Below are 19,165 nucleotides of genomic sequence, written 5' to 3'. Positions count from 1 at the left end.
GCCAGGACATGTCTGAAGAGAACCTGCCGGAGCGTCACGGCTCCGAGGGCCACGAGGTCGAGCCCCACGCCGACCCGTTCGCCGACCCGGGGCTGCCGCCCCACGAGGTCCGCCGCACGGACATCGACGAGCGCGCCGCCCGGCGCGCAGAGCGTCAGGTCGCGCTGCTGTTCACGATCTCGATGATCGCCACCATCGCCTTCATCGCGTCGTATGTCGCCTTCGACATCGACAAGATCGTCTTCATCTGGCCCTTCGGCCACGTCAGCATCCTCAACTTCGCCCTGGGCATCACCCTCGGCGTCGCGCTGTTCTGCATCGGCGCCGGTGCGGTCCACTGGGCCCGCACGCTGATGTCGGACGTGGAGGTCGCCGACGAGCGGCACGCGATCGAGGCGTCGGACGACGTCCGCGCCAAGGTCATCTCCGACTTCAAGCAGGGCGCGGACGAGAGCGCCTTCGGGCGCCGCAGGCTGCTGCGCACCACGCTGATCGGCTCGATGGCCCTGGTTCCGCTCTCCGGTGTGATGCTGCTGCGCGACCTGGGCCCGCTGCCCGAGAAGAAGCTGGAGCACACCGGCTGGGACAAGGCCACCCCGGCCTCGCCCATCAAGCTGGTCTCGATGAACACCGACGAGCCGCTGAAGGCCGAGGACATCCAGGTCGGTTCGCTGGTGTTCGCCAAGCCGCAGGGCCTGGCGGAGTCCGCGGAGACCTTCCAGGAGTCCATCGCCATGGACGCGGTCATGCTGGTGCGCATCGCACCGGAGGACATCAAGGACCGCGCCTCGGGCAAGCTGGGCTTCGACGGCATCCTGGCGTACTCCAAGATCTGCACCCACGTCGGCTGCCCGATCAGCCTCTACGAGCAGCAGACCCACCACGTGCTGTGCCCGTGCCACCAGTCCACCTTCGACCTGGCGGACGGCGCCCGGGTGATCTTCGGCCCGGCCGGCCACCCGCTGCCGCAGCTGGCGATCAAGACGGACACGGACGGCAACCTGATCGCCACGGGTGACTTCAACGCCCCCGTCGGCCCGAGCTACTGGGAGCGCGCATGAGTGCCGCGAGCAGCGCCGCCTCCGACGGCGCTCAGCCGAGCAGCAGTCGTGCCAAGCCGGCCAACAAGGCCGAGGCGGCAGCCGACTGGGCGGACGGACGGCTCGGCATCTACAGCCTGGCCAAGTCCAACCTGAGGAAGATCTTCCCGGACCACTGGTCCTTCATGCTGGGTGAGATCTGCCTCTACACCTTCATCATCATCATCCTGACGGGTGTCTACCTCACCCTGTTCTTCAAGCCCAGCATGGGCGAGGTCGTCTACCACGGCTCCTACGCGCCGCTGAACGGCATCCGGATGTCGGAGGCCTACGCCTCCACGCTGGACATCAGCTTCGACGTCCGCGGTGGCCTGCTGATCCGTCAGATCCACCACTGGGCAGCGATCGTCTTTGTGGCCGCAATGCTGGTCCACATGATGCGCGTCTTCTTCACCGGCGCGTTCCGCAAGCCCCGTGAGATCAACTGGCTGTTCGGCGCCCTGCTGCTGTTCCTGGGCATGTTCGACGGCTTCATGGGCTACTCGCTCCCCGACGACCTGCTGTCGGGCACCGGCATCCGGTTCATGGAGGGCGCCGTGCTCGCGGTGCCGCTGGTCGGCAGCTACCTGCAGATGTTCCTGTTCGGCGGCCCGTTCCCCGGCACAGAGATCGTCCCGCGGCTCTTCACCGTGCATGTGCTGCTGATCCCGGGCGTCATGCTGGGCCTGCTGGTGGCCCACCTGATCCTGGTCTTCTACCACAAGCACACCCAGTTCGCCGGTCCCGGCCGGACCGAGAAGAACGTCGTGGGCATGCCTCTGATGCCCGTCTACATGGCCAAGGCCGGCGGCTTCTTCTTCCTGGTCTTCGGTGTGATCTCGGTGGTCTCCGCGATCGCCACGGTCAACCCGATCTGGGCGTACGGCCCCTACCGGCCGGACCAGGTCTCCACCGACGCCCAGCCCGACTGGTACATGGGCTTCTCCGAGGGCCTGATCCGGCTGATGCCGGGCTGGGAGATCCGGGCCTGGGGCCACACCCTCAACCTGGGTGTCTTCATCCCGCTGATGATCTTCCCGCTGGTCCTGGTGGCCATCTGGGTCTACCCCTTCGTGGAGGCCTGGGTCACCGGCGACAAGCGCGAGCACCACATCGCGGACCGCCCGCGCAACGCCCCGATCCGCACCTCCTTCGGTGCGGCCTGGATCAGCCTCTACATCGTGCTGCTGATCGCGGGCGGCAACGACCTGTTCGCCACCCACTTCCACCTGTCGATCAATTCGATCACCTGGACGATGCGGATCGGCTTCTTCGTGGTCCCGGTGGTGACCTTCATCGTCACCAAGCGGATCTGCATGGGTCTGCAGCGCCGCGACCGCGACAAGGTGCTGCACGGCCGTGAGAGCGGCATCATCAAGCGGCTGCCCCACGGCGAGTTCGTCGAGGTGCACCAGCCGCTGACGCCGGGCCAGCTGTACAAGCTCACCGCGCACGAGCAGCACCAGCCCGCCGAGCTGCCCGCAGCGGTGGACGAGAACGGGGTCGCCCGCAAGGTGACCCGCGCCCAGAAGCTGCGCGCCAAGCTGTCCCGCAGCTACTTCGGCGACGACGGGCAGATCCCCAAGCCCAGCGCCGAGGAGTACCGCGAGATCACCAGCGGCCACGGCCACCACTGACCGTCCCGCACGCAACGCCACCCAAGGGCCCGTCCCCGGCATCCGCCGGAGGCGGGCCCTCGGCCGTAGACCCCGAGGTATCGCATGGTGCAGCTCTCCGTCGACCCGTCCTCACCCGTCCCTCCGTACGAGCAGATCCGCACCCGGATCGCGGAGCTGGCCCGCTCCGGAGAGCTGCCCACCGGGCACCGGCTGCCCGCCGTACGCGCCCTCGCCGCGGAGCTCGGGCTGGCCGCCAACACGGTGGCCCGCGCCTACCGTGAGCTGGAGACCGACGGTGTGGTGGAGACCCGCGGGCGGCACGGCACGGTGATCGCCGCCGCCGGGGACGCCGCCCAGCGCCATGCCGCCGCCGCGGCGGCTGACTACGCGCGGCGCGCCCTCCATCTGGGCCTCACCCAGGAGGAGGCCCTGCGGACCGCCGTGACGGCCCTGCGCGCCGCCTATGGACCGCAGGCGTCCGACGCACCGCAGGAGTGACCCCGGGCGCCGCAGGCCCCCGGTACGGCCTTCGGCCCGGGCGCCGCGCGGGACCGCCCGCGCCGGACGGGTACGGGACCGCCGAGCGGACGCGGCCCGGCCTGGCGGCCGGTCAGCCGGGGCTGGTGGGCTGCCCGGTCGCCACGGTCTCCTGGGAGCAGAAGGCCAGGGGCAGCGGAGCCACCGGCTCCCCGCGGTCCCGGCGGGCCCGTACGCCCCGGCAGAGCGAGGTGATGTCGTGGCCGGCCACACCGTCGAGCTCATTGGTGCGGCCCGCGAAGCGCTCCCGTTGCCGGCAGTGGAAGGCCAGGTCGAAGTCCAGGGTGGGATCTCCCACGGCCGCCCGCCGGTCGACCGCCGCGCAGGTGGGGCTGGAGCCCACCGCCGACTGCTCACCGCGCGCCCTGGCCCTGCTGCGCAGCACGTCCATCCGGACGGACTCCTGCTGGTCGCAGGCGATGGCCTGGGCGGTGTCGACGTCCCGTCCGGCGGTGAGCGCGGCGGTCAGCGCCGCGCAGTCCGAGCTCTGACTGACGCCGAGCACCCGGACCACCGGGACGCCTCCGTTGACGGCCGTGGTGTCGTCCGCCCAGAACGCGGCAAGCAGAGCGACGACCGTCCCGGTGACCAGCAGGCCACCGGCCAGCAGACCACCCACAGCCCGGGGCCTGCTGCGGCGCGCAGCGGGACGAATGGCACCACCCATGGTCACTTTCCTTCCCAGCTGCCCCACCCCGGCGGGATACGGCGGCGGCATACGGTCGGTTCACGGCCGGTCGGCCCGTACAGCGGCCGCACGGGCCTTCACAGCAGCGGCGCCAGCGGACTCGTCGAGCGGACCCGCACCCCGCTCGGCAGGGCAGTCCCGGGCGTTCCGGTGGAGAGCACGACGCCGGTGGCGGAGCCCGCCAGCCAGTCGCTCCAGGAGACGTTCCAGTCGCCGAAGCCGTTGCCGAACGGCTCCATCGGGTGTCCGTGGCTGTTGACCACCTGGAGGATGTCGCCCATCCGCACCTGCTGGTAGAACCAGTGGGCGTTCTCGGTGGACATTCCGGTGCAGCCGTGGCTGACGTTCTCATGGCCCTGTGAGCCGACCGACCAGGGCGCGGCATGCACATACTCACCGCTCCAGGTGAGCCGGGTGGCCCACAGCACGTCCAGGTTGTAGCTGTCGGCGCTGTCGGCCGCGATGCCGACCGTCTCGCCGTCCATCCGCACCTCGGCCTCCTGGCCCAGCACCACCTTGATGCCGTTGCGGGTCTCGAAGCCGGGTTTGCCGGTGGTCACCGGGAGGGTTTTGACCACCTGGCCGTTGCGGCGGAAGGTCATGTAGTCGGTCGCCGCGTCCACCAGGGCCTCCACCCGGTCCCCGGTGCGGAAGGCGACCCTGCTGACGGCACCGCCGTAGAGGTCCTTGCTGATGTGGTGGCCCTCCGCGTCAAAGGCCACCTGCACGGCGGCGTGCGCGGGCCAGTAGTGCTCGGGGCGGAAGTGCAGGGTGCTGTCGTCCACCCAGTGCCAGGCGCCGCTGACGGCGGGCTGGGAGGTGACCTTCAGCCCGTGCTCCACGGCGGCGCGTGCCGCGGGGTCGCGCACCGGCTTGGAGAGCTGGGCGGTGACGGGCTCGCCCACCCCGTAGACGCCGCTGCCCCCGTCGACGATCTGGGAGGGTCCCAGGACGGCGGTGAGCAGCTGAGTGCCGGTTCTGGTGGTGAGCACCGTGGTGGTGTCCCCGCGTCCGCCGTGGCCGTCGTCGACGCTGATCCGGACCCGGTAGCGGGTTCCGGCGCCGAGCGGGGAGGTGCTCTGCCAGCTGCGCTGGTCGGCGGAGAGGCGGCCGGCGACCTGGCGGCCGTCGGCGGCGGTGACGGTGACGTCGGTGAGCCGGCCGCGGACCACGGTGACGGTGAGCGGTACGGCGGGGTCCGCGGTGCCGCCGGCCGCGGGTGCCATCCGGATCAGCGGGGCGACGTCCACCTGTCGCGGGGGGCGGGCCGTGTCGGTACCGGGATGAGCGGTGGTGCAGGCGGCCCCGAGCAGGGCCAGCGGGCCCAGCACGGGCAGCAGCACCGCTCGCGGGATCCTGACCGCAGTGCTCATCGCTGCCTCCGTATCACCGACAATCCATCACATCGTAGAAAGAAGGGATGATCAGGGCATTCCATGGTGAAGGGGATACCGCCATATGGGTGGCTTCCCCGCGTGGCTGCGGCGTACGGGAACGCGGAACGGCCGGGGCCGGACACCCCGAAGGTGTCCGGCCCCGGCCGTCGATCCGCTGGGATCAGCGGTTCACTGGTTCTGGCTCTCGCCCCGGTAGTACTCGAAGACCCAGCCCCACAGGCCGACCAGGATGATCGGCAGGGACCAGTAGAGCAGCCACCAACCGAAGATCACTCCGAGGAAGGCGAGCGCTCCACCGATGCCGAGCGCCAGCGGCTGCCAGCTGTGCGGGCTGAAGAACCCCTGCTCGCCGGCGTCGTCGGAGACCTCGGCCTCGGGGTTGTCCCCGGCCCCGGTGTCCACCCGACGGGCGGTGAAGCCGAGGTAGAAGGCGATGAAGATGCAGAGGCCGAAGGCGAGGAAGAGCGCCGTGGTACCCGCGGCCTCCTTCGACCAGACGCCGTAGGTGATCGCGACGGCCAGGATGAAGACCGCCAGGCCGGCGAAGATCTTGCCCTGTTCCTTCATCAGGCGTCACCCTCCTTCTGCGCACCAGGGGCCGCGGCAGCGGTGAGGTGCTTGGCGGGCTCGCCGTGGTTCTGGAGGTAGTCCAGGGCGGCGATCTCCGGGTGGTGCAGGTCGAACGCGGGGGATTCCGACCGGATCCGCGGCAGCGTGAGGAAGTTGTGCCGCGGCGGCGGGCAGGAGGTCGCCCACTCCAGCGAGCGGCCGTAGCCCCACGGGTCGTCCACGGTGACCTTCTCGCCGTACTTGGCGGTCTTCCAGACGTTGTAGAGGAACGGCAGGATCGACAGGCCCAGCAGGAAGGAACCGATGGTGGAGACGGTGTTCAGGGTGGTGAAACCGTCGGACGCCAGGTAGTCGGCGTACCGGCGGGGCATGCCCTCGGCACCCAGCCAGTGCTGCACCAGGAAGGTGGTGTGGAAGCCGATGAAGAGCGTCCAGAAGGTGATCTTGCCCAGCCGCTCGTCCAGCATCCGGCCGGTCATCTTCGGCCACCAGAAGTGGAAGCCGGCGAACATCGCGAACACCACGGTGCCAAAGACCACGTAGTGGAAGTGGGCCACCACGAAGTACGAGTCCGAGACATGGAAGTCGATCGGCGGCGAGGCCAGCAGCACACCGGTCAGACCACCGAAGAGGAAGGTGACCAGGAAGCCGACCGTCCAGAGCATCGGGGTCTCGAAGCTCAGCGAGCCCTTCCACATGGTGCCCAGCCAGTTGAAGAACTTCACACCGGTCGGGATCGCGATCAGGAAGGTCATGAAGGAGAAGAACGGCAGCAGCACCTGGCCGGTGACGTACATGTGGTGCGCCCACACCGTCACCGAGAGGCCCGCGATACCGATCGTGGCCGCGATCAGACCGGAGTAGCCGAACATCGGCTTGCGGCTGAAGACCGGGATGATCTCGGAGACGATGCCGAAGAACGGCAGCGCGATGATGTAGACCTCTGGATGGCCGAAGAACCAGAAGAGATGCTGCCATAGCAGCGCTCCGCCGTTGGCCGGGTCGAAGACATGGGCGCCGAACTTGCGGTCGGCCTCCAGGGCGAAGAGGGCGGCGGCGAGCACCGGGAAGGCCAGCAGCACCAGCACACCGGTGAGCAGCACGTTCCACACGAAGATCGGCATCCGGAACATCGTCATGCCGGGAGCCCGCATGCAGATGATCGTGGTGATGAAGTTGACCGAACCCAGGATCGTGCCGAAGCCGGAGAAGGCCAGACCCATGATCCACATGTCGGCACCGACACCCGGCGAGCGGATGGCGCTGGACAGCGGCGAGTAGGCGAACCAGCCGAAGTCGGCGGCACCCTGCGGGGTGAGGAAGCCGGCCACCGCGATGAGCGAGCCGAACAGGTAGAGCCAGTAGGCGAACATGTTCAGCCGCGGGAACGCCACATCGGGCGCGCCGATCTGCAGCGGCATGATCCAGTTCGCGAAGCCGGCGAAGAGCGGCGTCGCAAACATCAGCAGCATGATCGTGCCGTGCATGGTGAACGCCTGGTTGAACTGCTCGTTCGACAGGATCTGGGTCCCGGGACGAGCCAGCTCGGCGCGCATGACCAGGGCGAGCACGCCGCCGATCAGGAAGAACGCGAACGACGTGCCGAGGTACAGGGTGCCGATCGTCTTGTGGTCGGTGGTGGTGAGCCACTTCACCGCGGACATGCCCTTGCGGGTACGCGGTTCACCCCCGCCGAACGCGGCCGCGGCAGCACCCCCGGTTGCCCCGTGGGGCTCGTTGAGGATGGTCACTTCTCACTTCCCGTGGTGATGATGCCGGAGGGCACCGCGCCGGTCTGACCCTTGGCCCGGAGCTCCTTCAGATGCTTCTGGTAGTCGGCCGGGGAGACGACCTTGACGTTGAAGAGCATCCGCGAGTGGTCCACACCGCACAGCTCCGCACACTTGCCGCGGAAGGTGCCGTAGGCGGTCGGAGTCACCTGGAACTGGTTGACCAGGCCCGGGACGACGTCCATCTTCATCAGGAAGTTGACCGTCCAGAAGTCATGGATGACATCCCGGGAGGTCAGCTTGAAGAGGACCGACTCGCCCTTGGGCAGGTACAGCGTCGGCGGCTGGGCGGGGGAGCCCACCTCGTACGCACCGGCGGTGTTCTTCCCGTGCTCGTCGTTCTCGTAGTTGAACGCCCAGCTCCACTGGAAGCCCACCACGTTGACGATGTGGTCGGGCTTCTTGGAGGTCTCCAGCAGGCGGTTCTCGTCCCGCGCCGTGAAGTAGAAGAGCACCGAGACGATGATGATGGGGACCGCGGTGTAGAGCGCCTCGATGGGCACGTTGTACCTGGTCTGGGGCGGGATCTCCACCTTGGTGCGGCTGCGCCGGTGGAAGACCACACTCCAGAGGATCAGGCCCCAGACCAGCACGCCGACAACGAGTGCAGCGATCCAGGAGCCCTGCCACATCTGGAGGACGATAGGTCCTTCCTTGGTGACAGGGGAGGGCAGGCCGAGCCTGGGGAGGTCCTGGGACGAGCAGCCGCTGGCGGTCGCGATGACGAGGCCCAGTGCCAGCGCCTGAGGCAGCTTCCGCCGCATCGTGCGCCGCGGCGAGCGGTCGGAGCCGTTGGGACTCACGTAGCGCCTTCCCGAAGTCTCGCCCGCGATCGCACCGCCAGGGGCAGAAGGGCTTGGCGCCTTCAACCCCGTGGGGCCCGGCCACGGGCAGGGTTTGGATGTTTATGCGCGCCAAACCCTACTCCAGGCTTGTCGAGGTCTCACGGGCAGGTCCCGCTAACGCGCCGTCCGGGTACCCGATCAGCCCCCGAAGGGGTGGAATCGCAGGTCAAAGCGGTCGTACAGCCGATCGGGGGACTCCTTCGCCGCGGGCCTCGCGGCGCGCATGAGGCGCATCCGCGCGGGGTATTCATGTGATCGGATGACCGTCGTACCGGCATCGGGCCGAGCGCTGCGCCGGGTCGGGCTGCTGACGGTCGGTGATCGGGCTACGGTGGCGGGTGTGCCGTACTTTGACGCCGCCTCCACCGCTCCCCTGCACCCCGTCGCCCGGCAGGCCCTGACGGCCGCCCTGGACGAGGGGTGGGCCGACCCCGCCCGGCTCTACCGCGACGGGCGGCGGGCCCGGATGCTGCTGGACGCCGCGCGCGAGACCACAGCCGAGGTGCTGGGCACCCGTCCCGACGAGATCTCCTTCACCTCCTCCGGGACGCAGGCCGTACAACTCGGTGTGCTGGGAACGCTGTCCGGCAACCGGCGGAGGGGACGTCACCTGGTGCACTCCGCGGTGGAGCACTCCAGCCTGCTGCACGCCGCCGAGGTGCACACGACCGCCGGCGGCACGGTCACCGAGGTGCCGGTGGACCGCCTGGGGCGGGTGGACGCCGCAGAGTTCGCCGCGGCGCTGAACCCGGCCAACGGGTCCGGCACCGGCACCGCCCTGGCCTGTCTGCAGTCCGCCAACCACGAGGTGGGCACCGTGCAGCCGGTCGCCGAGGTCGCCGGGCTCTGCGCCGAGGCCGGGGTGCCGCTGCTGGTGGACGCGGCACAGAGCGCGGGCCGGGCGGCGGTGCCCGGCGGCTGGTCGCTGCTGGCCGCCAGCGCCCACAAGTGGGGCGGCCCGGCCGGGGTGGGGGTGCTCGCGGTCCGCAAGGGGGTGCGCTACACCTCCCCGCTGCCGGTGGACGAGCGGGAGCGCGGCCGGGTGCCGGGCTTTGTCAACGTCCCCGCGATCGTGGCCGCGGCCGCCTCCCTGCGGGCGGTGCGGCAGCAGGCCGAGGCGGAGGACGCCCGGCTGCGCGCCCTGGTGGACCTGATCCGCGCCCGGGTGCCGCAGACGGTGCCCGATGTGGAGGTGGTCGGCGACCCGGTGCACCGCCTCCCCCACATCGTGACCTTCTCCTGCCTCTATGTGGACGGCGAGGTGCTGCTCGGCGAGCTGGACCGGGCAGGCTTCGCGGTCTCCTCCGGCTCCTCCTGCACCTCCAGCACCCTGACGCCGAGCCATGTGCTCAAGGCGATGGGGGTGCTGACCGAGGGCAATGTCAGGGTCTCGCTGCCCCCGGGCACCGAGGAGGCCGAGGTGCGGCGGTTCCTGGAGCTGCTCCCCGGGTTGGTCGGTGCGGTGCGGGCCCCGCTCGGGCTGCCGTCCCCGGCGCAGCCCCTGCCACCGTCCTCGGCCGCCGCGGCGGCCGACACCGGGCCGCAGGCCCCGGTGGGGCCGTTGGTGCTGGACACCCTGGGGCGGCGCTGTCCGATCCCGGTGATCGAACTGGCCAAGCGGATCGGCGAGGTGCCGACGGGCGGCACGGTCGCCGTGCTCTCCGACGACGAGGCGGCCCGGCTGGACATCCCCGCCTGGTGCGAGATGCGCGGCGAGGAGTACGCGGGCGAAGCCCCGGCCGCCGCCTACGGGGGCGACCGGGGCTCCGCCTATCTCGTGGTGCGCCGCAGCGGCTGATCCGCCGCTCGGCGACCGGCCCTGCGGCCCGCGCGGCCCTGCCGGGCCGACGGGGGTCAGCCGCCGAGGTGCTCCTGGACCTCGGCGGCGGCGGTGTCGCCGTACGCCTTGGAGAAGCGCTCCAGGAAGTGGCCGCGGCGCAGCTCGTACTCCTGGGTGCCCAGGGTCTCGATGACCAGGGTGGCCAGCATGCAGCCGATCTGGGCGGCCCGCTCCAGGCCCAGCTCCCAGGAGACACCCGCCATGAAGCCGGCCCGGAAGGCGTCTCCGACGCCGGTGGGGTCGACCTTGGCCTTCTCCTCCGCGCAGCCGACCTCGATGGTGGTGCCGTCGCGGCGGTCGATCCGCACGCCGCGGGCGCCGAGGGTGGTGACCCGGGTGCCGACCCGCTGGAGGATGTCGTCCGCGCTCCAGCCGGTCTTGGTCTGGGTGAGGGCGGCCTCGTACTCATTGGTGAAGAGGTACTCGGCGCCGTCGATCAGCTCCCGGATCTCGTCCCCCGACATCCGGGCGAGCTGCTGGGAGGGGTCCGCGGCGAAGGCGTAGCCGCGGTCGCGGCACTCCTGGGTGTGGCGGACCATCGCCGCGGGGTCGTCGGCCCCGATGAGCACCATGTCCAGGCCGTCGAAACGGTCGGCGACGGGCTTGAGCTCGATGTTGCGTGCCTCGGCCATGGCACCGGTGTAGAAGGACGCGATCTGGTTGTGGTCCGCGTCGGTGGTGCAGACGAAGCGTGCGGTGTGGCGCAGTTCGGAGATCAGCACCGGGCTGGTGTCCACCCCGTGCCGCTCCAGCCAGGAGCGGTACTCGTCGAAGTCCGGCCCGGCGGCGCCGACCAGCAGCGGGCGCAGGCCCAGCAGGCCGAGGCCGAAGCAGATGTTGGGGCCGACTCCGCCCCGGCGTACATCCAGGGTGTCGACGAGGAAGGAGAGCGAGACCGTGTGCAGCTGGTCGGCGACCAGTTGGTCGGCGAAGCGGCCGGGGAAGGTCATCAGATGGTCGGTGGCGATCGAGCCGGTGACGGCGATGCGCACGGCGGGGTCTCCTCGATGGGGGGCCGATGTCCCTCACACGGTACCCGCGCCGTGAACCGCCGTGGTGCGCCACCGGCCGGAGTCGCGCCCCGGAGCGTGTCCGGGTAATTACCGTACGGTAAGGCTGGCTGCCGGGCCGGAGGCGGCCTAGTGTCGCGGAACGGGGGCGTCTCCCGCCCCCAACTGCGCATACGGCGCGTCCGAAGGCCGTCCAGCGAACCGGAGCAGAGCCATGATGCCCGAGCACGACCCCCGCAAGGTGCCCGCCTTTCTGCGCGGTGACGCCGACCCCGAGACGCTGGCGGGACTGGTGAGTTCCTCGCGTCGGCTGGGTCTGTTCTGGCCGGTGCTGGCGACCGCTCCGGAGCCGCGGCCGCGGGCCGGGCGCGGCTTCGCGGTGCCGCCGGGTGCCGCTTCGCTGGTGGCCGGGATGGCGGAGTACGGGGTCTGAGTCCTGCCTGGTGAGGGGCGGCCGGAACCGGGGCGCGCCCGGCAGCGTCCCATCCTCGGTTCCGCCGCTTCGGCGGAACCCGAACGGCTGGTCGCTTGCCAGGAGGGCGAACGGTGGATCCAGAGAAGGCGGCCGGGATTCCGGAGGCGGGACCCGGTCAGGACGCGGGTACGGCGCGCGATGGCCGGGGCCGGAAACGCAGGTGGGCGATCGTCGCCGGCGTGGTCGCGGTGGTGGTCGCGGGCGCCGGTTCGGCCTGCTCGGCCCAGGACTCGTCCTCGACCCCCCGGGCACGGGACACCGCCGGGGTGACGCCTGCCTCGCCGGGCCCGGGAGCCTCCGGCGGGGCGTCGAGCGCGCCCGCCGCCCCGGGTACGGCCAGTACCGGCCCCACGCCCTCCGCGGGCAGTCCCGCTCCGACGCCGTCCGCGGGGAGCCCCGCTCCGGCGTCCAGCGGCCCGGTGGTGGGGGTGCCGAGCGGTCCGGCGGCGCACACCTACACCGTCTCCGGCACCCGGCTGACGGTCTGGTTCTGGGCGGGGGTCTGTCAGACGTTCGCACTGCGCACGGACGAGTCCAGGGCGGACCGGGTGACCGTCCGGGTGGTGGTCGACAAGCCGGCGCCCAAGGGCCGGGTCTGCCCGATGATCGCCAAGTACCAGAACGTCCAGGCGGACCTCTCCCGCCCGCTGGGCAGCCGCTCGGTGGTGGACGCCTCCACCGGCAAGGCTCTCCCCCGGGGTGCCGGGGCGACGGTGGTGCCGAGGCCGGGCGCCGGTACGACCGTGGAGAAGGGCCCCCGCTGACAGCTGCCGCAGCCGCCCGCGGCCGGTCGCACCCCGGGTACGCCACGGGCGGCGGTCCCGGAGATCCGGGTGCCCGCCGCCCGTGGGCCGCCGATCAGCTGAAGGAGTCGCCGCAGGCGCAGGAGCCGGTGGCGTTGGGGTTGTCGATGGTGAAGCCCTGCTTCTCGATGGTGTCGACGAAGTCGACGGTCGCGCCGCCGAGGTAGGGGGCGCTCATCCGGTCGGTGACGACCTTGACGCCGCCGAAGTCCTTGACCACGTCGCCGTCGAGCGAACGCTCGTCGAAGAAGAGCTGGTAGCGGAGGCCGGAGCAGCCGCCCGGCTGGACAGCGACCCGCAGCGCGAGGTCTTCGCGGCCCTCCTGCTCGAGCAGGCCCTTGACCTTGGCCGCGGCGGCATCGGTGAGGATGATGCCACTCTCGACGGTGGTCTCGTCCTGGACGGTCATCTGCATACTCCCGGTTCTGACGACAGACTGCCGCCGTCACCAACCGGCGGCCTCCCGGATCTATTCCGGGGACGGTTCCGGGGCTCCCGGGCCGCGAAGCGGCGGTCGGGCGTCCCGTTTCGTCCATGCTCGCACACGGCTCGGGTACGGTCACGGCCGATCAGCCGTCCGCGCCCCGGTCGGACGTGCGGCGGCCCGGTCCGGCGCGCGGCCGGCGGGGACGAGATCAGGCCGAGGGCCGCGGAACGGCTGGAGTGCCGGGCGTACGCCGTGCCAGCGTGGGGGCGTGATCCTTCGACCGGTACGTGACAGTGAGGCGGATGCCCGGCGGGTGCGGGAGGTGTGCGAGGAGGCGTTCGGCGCACTGGCGGAGTCCCGGGGGGAGCCGGCGCGGGGGACGACCCCGCAGAGGCGCGCCGCGGCGGAGGCCAGAAGCCGGCATCTGGCCCGGCACGACCCGGAGGGCTGCTGGTTCGCCGAGGAGGACGGCGAGGCGGTGGGGGTGGCGCTGTCGGCCCGCCGGGAGGACACCTGGATCCTGGCGGCCTTCGCGGTGCGTCCGCGGGCGCAGGGCAGGGGCGTCGGACTGCTGCTGCTGGAGCAGACGCTGCGGTACGGGCGCGGCTGTCTGCGCGGCATGCTCTGCTCCTCCCCCGACCCGAGAGCCGCCCGCCGCTACCGGCGGGCGGGCTTCACCCTGCACCCGGCGATGGAGCTGCACGGCCCGGTGGACCGCTCGGGACTGCGTGACCCGGGGGAGATCCCGGTCCACCCGGGCGGCCCGGCCCAGCGGCATCTGCTGGAGTCGGTGGACCGGCTCGCGCGGGGCGCCTCGCACGGTGTGGACCATGACTTCCTGGCGCTGCACACCGACGAGGTGCTGGTGGCGGACACCCTCACCGGCTCGGGCTATGTCTACCGGCTCGGCGGGCGGGTGGTCCTGCTGGCCGCCACCTCCCGGCGGCTGGCGGTGCGACTGCTGCGGGAGGCGCTGGCCCGGGTGCCCGACGGGCAGGAGGCGGCGGTCACCAACCTCACCGCGGAGCAGGAGTGGGCGCTGGACGTCGGCCTGGAGGCCGGTCTGACCCTCTCCACCCGTGGCTATGTGGCGCTGCGCGGTATGCGGCCGCCGTCGCCGTACATCCCGCACGGCTCCCTGCTGTGAGCGCTGACGGCCCGCGGCGCCGCCGGCCCGGCAGATGAGCCCTGCGGGCCTGCGGCGGCGCGGAGGCTGCCCGTCCGAACAGGTCAGGCCATGGTGTCCAGGATCTCGTGCACCATCTCCATGGTGGTCCCGGGGTGGAGGAAGGCGAACCGGGCGACGGTCTCGCCCTCCCAGCCGGTGGGGGTGACAAAGCCGACCTGCCCGGCCAGCAGCCGCTGGGACCAGTCGTAGTAGTCCTGCGAGGTCCAGCCGAGGCGCCGGAAGACCACGGCGGACAGCTCTGGGTCGCGGACCAGTTCCAGGTGCGGGGTCTCCCGGATCACCATCGCGGTCTCCCGGGCGAGGGTGAGGCCGGCCTCGACGGCGTCGCTGTAGGCCTGGGTGCCGTGCACCGCCAGGGAGAACCAGAGCGGCAGGCCGCGGGCGCGCCGGGTGAGGTGGTAGGCGTAGTCGGTGGGGTTCCACTCCTCGCCCTCGGTGTGCAGGCAGTCCAGGTAGGAGGCGTCCTGGGTGTGCACGCCCTTGGCCAGCCAGGGCTTGCGGTAGAGCAGCGCGGCGCAGTCGAAGGGCGCGAAGAGCCACTTGTGGGGGTCGACCACAAAGGAGTCGGCGCGCTCGATGCCGTCGTAGCGGTGCCGGATGGACGGTGCGAAGAGGCCCGCGCCGCCGTAGGCGCCGTCGACGTGGAACCAGAGGTCGTAGTGGCCGGCCACGTCGGCGACCCCGGCGAGGTCGTCGATGATCCCGGCGTTGGTGGTGCCGGCGGTCGCGACCACCCCGATGAGGCTGCTGCGGTCGTCGTCGGCCTCGATGGCGGCCCGCAGGGCCTCGCCGGTGAGGCGGTGGCCCTCGGTGGGGACGACCAGGGCCTCCACACCGATGATGTTGAGGGTGTTGGTGATGGAGGAGTGGGCCTGGTCGCTGACCGCGATCCGCATCCGGGCCCGGGCGTCCACGCCGTGCTTGCGGCGGGCGGTGTCACGGGCGACCACCAGGGCCGAGAGGTTGCCGGCCGAGCCTCCGGAGACAAAGCAGCCGCCGGCGGTGACCGGCAGGCCGGCCTGGTCGGAGATCAGCCGCAGCACCTGGTTCTCGGCGGCGATCGCACCGGCCGCCTCCAGCCAGGAGATGCCCTGCAGGGAGGCGCAGGAGACCACCATGTCGAAGAGCAGGGCGGCCTTGGTGGGGGCGCAGGGGATGAAGGAGAGGTAGCGGGGGCTGTCTGCGGAGATCACGGCCCGGCTGAGGTGCTCGTCATAGAGCTTGATCACCTCGGCGGCGTCATTGCCGTGCTCGTTGAGCAGTCCATCCAGGTGGGCCCGTAGTTTGTCGCCGTCGCCGGGGTGGTCCAGGGGCACCGGGTCGTACTGCAGGCGGGCCCGCATGTAGTCGAAGACCAGGTCGACCAGTTGTGCGTCGTACTGGTGCATGCGGTGCGGCGCGGCGGACACGGGCACCCCTCTCGTGTTGCTGGGTGACGGCTGCGGTGGGGTGGCGGGGCCGGGCACCCCGGCGAACGTCGGCGCTTGTCACTGGTCGCGTTCGCTTCGCCGGAGCAGTCCCCGGGGGCCGCCGGGCGGGCGCCGGCGCCCGGCGTGGTGCGGGGCGCCGGGGCGCTGCCGGACGGGGTTCAGCCTAGGCAGGGGGCGGCTCCGGGCGCGCGTCGATCCTTTGCGGGGCGCGCAGCATTCCGGCGTCTTCGCCCGGGGGTGCGCAGGTTTCGTGCGCGGGCCGGCTACTGGACCGTACGGGTGACCGTTGTTCGACAGGGCAGCCGGGCGGGCGGCCGCCGAGGACAACGGGCGGGCGGTCAGCCGATCAGCCGATCAGCCGGGAGAGGACGACGGAGCTGCGGCTGCGCTGGATACCGGGCTCACGGCGGATGCGCTCGATGACGTCCTCCAGATGCCGGGTGTCGGAGGCTCGCAGATGGACCAGTGCGTCGGCGTCCCCGGTGACCGTCCAAGCGGCTGCCACCTCGGGGAACTTGCGGAGGCTGGCAAGGATCTCCTCGGGGGAGGTGCGCTCGCGGCAGTAGACCTCGACAAAGGCCTCGGTGCTCCAGCCCAGCAGCCGGGGGTCCAGGACGACGGTGAAGCCGCGGACCACCCCGCGGGCGCGCAGCCGGTCGATACGGCGCTTCACAGCCGTCGCGGAGAGGTTGACCTCGACGCCGATGCGGGCGTACGAGGCCCGGCCGTCCTCTCCCAGGCGCCGCAGCAGCCTCCGGTCGACGTCGTCAAGATCAGCATCGGGCGTGCTCATGCGATGCGGCTCCCGGCCGGTGGTGTTGACGGGGCGATCCACCCCGGGGCCTTGCGATTCGACGCCCGTATCAGGCTAGTGCCTGGGATTGTGCGCCGAGATCACCACGGGTCATCCATGTCACATCGCCTCCGTGTCCATCGTCAATCTGACGCAAACGGGTTATGATAGATAGCGTCAGATAGACGAAAAGCCCGTTGGCATTGAAGAAGGGCATCGGCCCGTGACCACCACACCCGCCGCAGAGCCTCTGCTGGACGTCCAGCCCTCCCCCCTCGCCCTGTTGCTCCTCGGCCGTGACGCCGACCCCAACAGCGAGCGCGGCGTGGAGTGCCCCGGAGACCTTCCCGCGGCCTCCGACCCGGACCTGGTGGAGCGCGCCCGCGCCGCCAAGGCCCGCCTCGGCGACCGGGTCTTCATCCTCGGCCACCACTACCAGCGCGACGAGGTCATCGAGTTCGCCGATGTCACCGGCGACTCCTTCAAGCTGGCCCGCGACGCCGCCGCCCGCCCCGAGGCGGAGTACATCGTCTTCTGCGGTGTGCACTTCATGGCGGAGTCGGCGGACATCCTCACCACGGAGAAGCAGCAGGTCATCCTGCCCGACCTCGCCGCGGGCTGCTCCATGGCCGACATGGCCACCGCCGAGCAGGTCGCCGAGTGCTGGGACGTCCTCACCGACGCCGGCGTCGCCGACGTCACCGTCCCGGTCTCGTACATGAACTCCTCCGCCGACATCAAGGCCTTCACCGGCCGGCACGGCGGCACCGTCTGCACCTCCTCCAACGCCGAGCGCGCCCTCGGCTGGGCCTTCGAGCAGGGCGAGAAGGTGCTCTTCCTGCCCGACCAGCACCTCGGGCGCAACACCGCCGTGCTGCAGATGGGCCTCTCGCTGGAGGACTGCGTCGTCTACAACCCGCACAAGCCCGGCGGCGGGGTCACCCCCGAGCAGCTGCGCGCCGCGAAGATGATCCTGTGGCGCGGCCACTGCTCGGTGCACGGCCGCTTCTCGCTGGACTCGGTGAACGAGGTCCGCGAGCGCATCCCCGGGGTGACCGTGCTGGTGCACCCGGAGTGCCGGCACGAGGTGGTCACCGGGGCCGACATGGTCGGTTCCACCGAGTACATCATCAAGGCGCTGGACGCGGCCCCGGCCGGCTCCAAGTGGGCCATCGGCACCGAGCTCAACCTGGTGCGCAGGCTCGCCAAGGCCCACCCGGACAAGGAGATCGTCTTCCTCGACCGCACGGTCTGCTTCTGCTCGACCATGAACCGCATCGACCTGCCGCACCTGGTGTGGACCCTGGAGTCGCTCGCGGACGGCCGGGTGGTCAACCAGATCCAGGTGGACGCCGAGACCGAGAAGTACGCCAAGGCGGCCCTCGACCAGATGCTGGCCCTGCCCTGACCGGCCGGTAGCCGCACCACATCACACGGGAGGGCCCGGCGGTTGCCGGGCCCTCCCGTGTGATGTGCGGCCGCTGCGCTGCTCAGCCGGGGATCAGACCGTCGTCCCGCAGCAGGCGCCGGACCTCCTCGACCGTGGCGTCCTCGTTCGGCAGGATCAGGTCGGAGGGCTCCAGGGAGTCCGCCGGCCGGGGTGAGCCCGCCGCCCGCACAGCCGCCAGCAGATTGCCCAGGGTGGTGCGGAAGACATCCTCGTCGCCCTGGTCCAGAGCCTCGAGGAGTTCGTCGTCGAGCTCGTTCAGCCGGTCCAGGTGGCTCTCGGCCACGTCCAGCTGCCCCTCCCCCATGATCCGGACGATCATGACCGCGTCCTCACTTCTCGAAGCGGTTGGGGGTGTCCTGCGACGAGGGCTGCGACTGGCCGCCGCCCTGCTCCAGCGCCTGCGGCGCCGAGGAGCCGCCGGACAGCTCGGCCTTCATCCGGGCCAGCTCCAGCTCGACATCGGCGCCGCCGCCGATCCGCTCCAGCTCCGCCTCGATGTCGTCCTTGCGCATCCCGCTCGGGTCGTCCAGCGCACCCGAGGCGAGCAGTTCGTCGATCGCGCCGGCGCGTGCCTGCAGCTGGGCGGTCTTGTCCTCCGCCCGCTGGATGGCCAGGCCGACGTCGCCCATCTCCTCGGAGATGCCGGAGAAGGACTCGGCGATCCTGGTCTGTGCCTGCGCCGCGGTGTAGGTGGCCTTGATGGTCTCCTTCTTGGTACGGAAGGCGTCCACCTTGGCCTGCAGCCGCTGGGAGGCGAGCGTGAGCTTCTCCTCCTCGCCCTGAAGCTGCTGGTACTGCGCCTGCAGATCGCTGATCTGCTGCGACAGCGCGCCCTTGCGGGTCAGCGCCTCGCGCGCGAGATCCTCGCGGCCCAGGGAGAGCGCCTTGCGCCCCTGGTCCTCGTACTTCGCCGACTGCTGCTGCAGCTGCTGGAGCTGGAGTTCGAGGCGCTTGCGCGACGTGGCGACATCGGCCACTCCCCGGCGCACCTTCTGCAGCAGCTCGAGCTGCTTCTGGTACGAGTAGTCGAGCGTCTCGCGCGGGTCCTCCATACGATCCAAGGCCTTGTTCGCCTTGGAGCGGAAGACCATCCCCATCCGCTTCATGATTCCGTCGCTCATGGGCCTCGGGCGCCCCCTTCTCAGGCCAGCTGTTCTCTCGTACCAACACTACGGGCTCGCGGGCGCCGTCCGCAGCGCACCTGCCTGCAACAAGCCTGCTAC

At 71.0% G+C, this 19,165-nt stretch carries 20 protein-coding genes; 8 read left to right on the top strand and 12 right to left on the bottom strand.

Going from position 1 to position 19,165, the window contains the following annotated elements; all coding sequences use genetic code 11:
* The first annotated feature begins 8 nt into the window (after window positions 1-8).
* The 3 genes from AB0761_RS28485 (at window position 9) to AB0761_RS28475 (ending at window position 3,196) form a co-directional block, all read left to right on the top strand.
* Complete coding sequence (locus AB0761_RS28485; RefSeq protein ID WP_377272001.1) at window positions 9-1,061, top strand: Rieske 2Fe-2S domain-containing protein; 1,053 nt, start codon at window positions 9-11, stop codon at window positions 1,059-1,061.
* Window positions 1,058-2,716 (top strand): cytochrome bc complex cytochrome b subunit, encoded by a 1,659-nt coding sequence (locus AB0761_RS28480; protein WP_377272000.1) that lies wholly within the window; start codon window positions 1,058-1,060, stop codon window positions 2,714-2,716. The genes AB0761_RS28485 and AB0761_RS28480 overlap by 4 nt, the downstream gene beginning before the upstream one ends.
* 84 nt (window positions 2,717-2,800) lie before the next feature.
* Entirely contained in the window at window positions 2,801-3,196 is a 396-nt protein-coding gene (locus AB0761_RS28475) for a GntR family transcriptional regulator (RefSeq protein WP_377271999.1), read from the top strand.
* 112 nt (window positions 3,197-3,308) lie between these two features.
* Here the strand turns inward: AB0761_RS28475 and AB0761_RS28470 are convergent, their stop codons facing one another.
* The 5 genes from AB0761_RS28470 to coxB form a co-directional block, all read right to left on the bottom strand.
* Window positions 3,309-3,902, bottom strand: coding sequence for a hypothetical protein (locus tag AB0761_RS28470; RefSeq protein WP_377271998.1), 594 nt, complete (start codon window positions 3,900-3,902; stop codon window positions 3,309-3,311).
* Between the two features lie 98 nt (window positions 3,903-4,000).
* Window positions 4,001-5,296, bottom strand: a complete 1,296-nt coding sequence (locus AB0761_RS28465; protein WP_377271997.1) for an Ig-like domain-containing protein — start codon at window positions 5,294-5,296, stop codon at window positions 4,001-4,003.
* A gap of 192 nt (window positions 5,297-5,488) precedes the next feature.
* Window positions 5,489-5,887, bottom strand: a complete 399-nt coding sequence (locus AB0761_RS28460; RefSeq protein ID WP_055586134.1) for a cytochrome c oxidase subunit 4 — start codon at window positions 5,885-5,887, stop codon at window positions 5,489-5,491.
* Window positions 5,887-7,641 (bottom strand): cytochrome c oxidase subunit I, encoded by a 1,755-nt coding sequence (ctaD, locus tag AB0761_RS28455; protein WP_377271996.1) that lies wholly within the window; start codon window positions 7,639-7,641, stop codon window positions 5,887-5,889. The genes AB0761_RS28460 and ctaD overlap by 1 nt, the downstream gene beginning before the upstream one ends.
* The gene (gene coxB, locus AB0761_RS28450) at window positions 7,638-8,483 is read right to left on the bottom strand and encodes a cytochrome c oxidase subunit II (RefSeq protein WP_377271995.1); all 846 of its coding nucleotides are present in this window, start codon (window positions 8,481-8,483) and stop codon (window positions 7,638-7,640) included. The genes ctaD and coxB overlap by 4 nt, the downstream gene beginning before the upstream one ends.
* Before the next feature lie 382 nt (window positions 8,484-8,865).
* Here coxB and AB0761_RS28445 point away from each other — a divergent pair, with 382 nt between their 5' ends.
* The gene (locus AB0761_RS28445; protein ID WP_377271994.1) at window positions 8,866-10,323 is read left to right on the top strand and encodes a cysteine desulfurase/sulfurtransferase TusA family protein; all 1,458 of its coding nucleotides are present in this window, start codon (window positions 8,866-8,868) and stop codon (window positions 10,321-10,323) included.
* A gap of 56 nt (window positions 10,324-10,379) precedes the next feature.
* Here the strand turns inward: AB0761_RS28445 and AB0761_RS28440 are convergent, their stop codons facing one another.
* A complete protein-coding gene (locus tag AB0761_RS28440; protein WP_377271993.1) occupies window positions 10,380-11,357 on the bottom strand; it encodes a carbohydrate kinase family protein in 978 nt (325 codons plus the stop codon).
* 232 nt (window positions 11,358-11,589) lie between these two features.
* On the opposite strand from AB0761_RS28440, the gene AB0761_RS28435 reads away from it, so the two are divergent.
* A complete protein-coding gene (locus AB0761_RS28435; protein WP_377271992.1) occupies window positions 11,590-11,808 on the top strand; it encodes a hypothetical protein in 219 nt (72 codons plus the stop codon).
* Between the two features lie 157 nt (window positions 11,809-11,965).
* Here AB0761_RS28435 and AB0761_RS28430 read toward each other — a convergent pair whose 3' ends face one another.
* The gene (locus AB0761_RS28430) at window positions 11,966-12,304 is read right to left on the bottom strand and encodes a hypothetical protein (protein ID WP_377271990.1); all 339 of its coding nucleotides are present in this window, start codon (window positions 12,302-12,304) and stop codon (window positions 11,966-11,968) included.
* On the opposite strand from AB0761_RS28430, the gene AB0761_RS28425 reads away from it, so the two are divergent.
* Window positions 12,279-12,614 (top strand): hypothetical protein, encoded by a 336-nt coding sequence (locus tag AB0761_RS28425; RefSeq protein ID WP_377271988.1) that lies wholly within the window; start codon window positions 12,279-12,281, stop codon window positions 12,612-12,614. The genes AB0761_RS28430 and AB0761_RS28425 overlap by 26 nt on opposite strands.
* Window positions 12,615-12,708: 94 nt before the next feature.
* Here AB0761_RS28425 and erpA read toward each other — a convergent pair whose 3' ends face one another.
* On the bottom strand, window positions 12,709-13,062 hold the full coding sequence (gene erpA, locus AB0761_RS28420; protein WP_111492675.1) for an iron-sulfur cluster insertion protein ErpA: 354 nt from the start codon (window positions 13,060-13,062) through the stop codon (window positions 12,709-12,711).
* 286 nt (window positions 13,063-13,348) lie between these two features.
* Between erpA and AB0761_RS28415 the strand changes: the two genes are divergently transcribed.
* Window positions 13,349-14,227, top strand: coding sequence for a GNAT family N-acetyltransferase (locus AB0761_RS28415; RefSeq protein ID WP_377271986.1), 879 nt, complete (start codon window positions 13,349-13,351; stop codon window positions 14,225-14,227).
* A gap of 83 nt (window positions 14,228-14,310) precedes the next feature.
* Here AB0761_RS28415 and AB0761_RS28410 read toward each other — a convergent pair whose 3' ends face one another.
* Window positions 14,311-15,678 (bottom strand): pyridoxal phosphate-dependent decarboxylase family protein, encoded by a 1,368-nt coding sequence (locus AB0761_RS28410; RefSeq protein ID WP_377271985.1) that lies wholly within the window; start codon window positions 15,676-15,678, stop codon window positions 14,311-14,313.
* Between the two features lie 367 nt (window positions 15,679-16,045).
* Window positions 16,046-16,492 carry an Lrp/AsnC family transcriptional regulator gene (locus AB0761_RS28405; protein WP_377271984.1) on the bottom strand — a complete coding sequence of 149 codons (447 nt, stop codon included), beginning with the start codon at window positions 16,490-16,492 and terminating at the stop codon, window positions 16,046-16,048.
* Between the two features lie 223 nt (window positions 16,493-16,715).
* On the opposite strand from AB0761_RS28405, the gene nadA reads away from it, so the two are divergent.
* The gene (nadA, locus tag AB0761_RS28400; RefSeq protein WP_377271983.1) at window positions 16,716-17,900 is read left to right on the top strand and encodes a quinolinate synthase NadA; all 1,185 of its coding nucleotides are present in this window, start codon (window positions 16,716-16,718) and stop codon (window positions 17,898-17,900) included.
* Window positions 17,901-17,982: 82 nt separating this feature from the next.
* On the opposite strand, the gene AB0761_RS28395 is transcribed toward nadA, so the two are convergent.
* A complete protein-coding gene (locus tag AB0761_RS28395; protein ID WP_377271982.1) occupies window positions 17,983-18,261 on the bottom strand; it encodes a hypothetical protein in 279 nt (92 codons plus the stop codon).
* Window positions 18,262-18,271: 10 nt separating this feature from the next.
* On the bottom strand, window positions 18,272-19,063 hold the full coding sequence (locus tag AB0761_RS28390) for a PspA/IM30 family protein (protein ID WP_377271981.1): 792 nt from the start codon (window positions 19,061-19,063) through the stop codon (window positions 18,272-18,274).
* Between the last annotated feature and the right edge of the window lie 102 nt (window positions 19,064-19,165).

The organism is Peterkaempfera podocarpi (assembly GCF_042466665.1).
In the GTDB taxonomy this organism is placed as follows: domain Bacteria; phylum Actinomycetota; class Actinomycetes; order Streptomycetales; family Streptomycetaceae; genus Peterkaempfera; species Peterkaempfera podocarpi.
Note: the sequence above shows the minus strand (reverse complement) of the source record. Positions and strands in the feature narration are given on the sequence as shown.

Bases quoted from the DNA above. Each gene is read 5' to 3' on its own strand.
- AB0761_RS28485 (WP_377272001.1), top strand. From the start codon at position 9: ATGTCTGAAGAGAACCTGCCGGAGCGTCACGGCTCCGAGGGCCACGAG.
- AB0761_RS28480 (WP_377272000.1), top strand. From the start codon at position 1,058: ATGAGTGCCGCGAGCAGCGCCGCCTCCGACGGCGCTCAGCCGAGCAGC.
- AB0761_RS28475 (WP_377271999.1), top strand. From the start codon at position 2,801: ATGGTGCAGCTCTCCGTCGACCCGTCCTCACCCGTCCCTCCGTACGAG.
- AB0761_RS28470 (WP_377271998.1), bottom strand. From the start codon at position 3,902: ATGGGTGGTGCCATTCGTCCCGCTGCGCGCCGCAGCAGGCCCCGGGCT.
- AB0761_RS28465 (WP_377271997.1), bottom strand. From the start codon at position 5,296: ATGAGCACTGCGGTCAGGATCCCGCGAGCGGTGCTGCTGCCCGTGCTG.
- AB0761_RS28460 (WP_055586134.1), bottom strand. From the start codon at position 5,887: ATGAAGGAACAGGGCAAGATCTTCGCCGGCCTGGCGGTCTTCATCCTG.
- AB0761_RS28435 (WP_377271992.1), top strand. From the start codon at position 11,590: ATGATGCCCGAGCACGACCCCCGCAAGGTGCCCGCCTTTCTGCGCGGT.
- erpA (WP_111492675.1), bottom strand. From the start codon at position 13,062: ATGACCGTCCAGGACGAGACCACCGTCGAGAGTGGCATCATCCTCACC.
- AB0761_RS28405 (WP_377271984.1), bottom strand. From the start codon at position 16,492: ATGAGCACGCCCGATGCTGATCTTGACGACGTCGACCGGAGGCTGCTG.
- AB0761_RS28395 (WP_377271982.1), bottom strand. From the start codon at position 18,261: ATGATCGTCCGGATCATGGGGGAGGGGCAGCTGGACGTGGCCGAGAGC.
- AB0761_RS28390 (WP_377271981.1), bottom strand. From the start codon at position 19,063: ATGAGCGACGGAATCATGAAGCGGATGGGGATGGTCTTCCGCTCCAAG.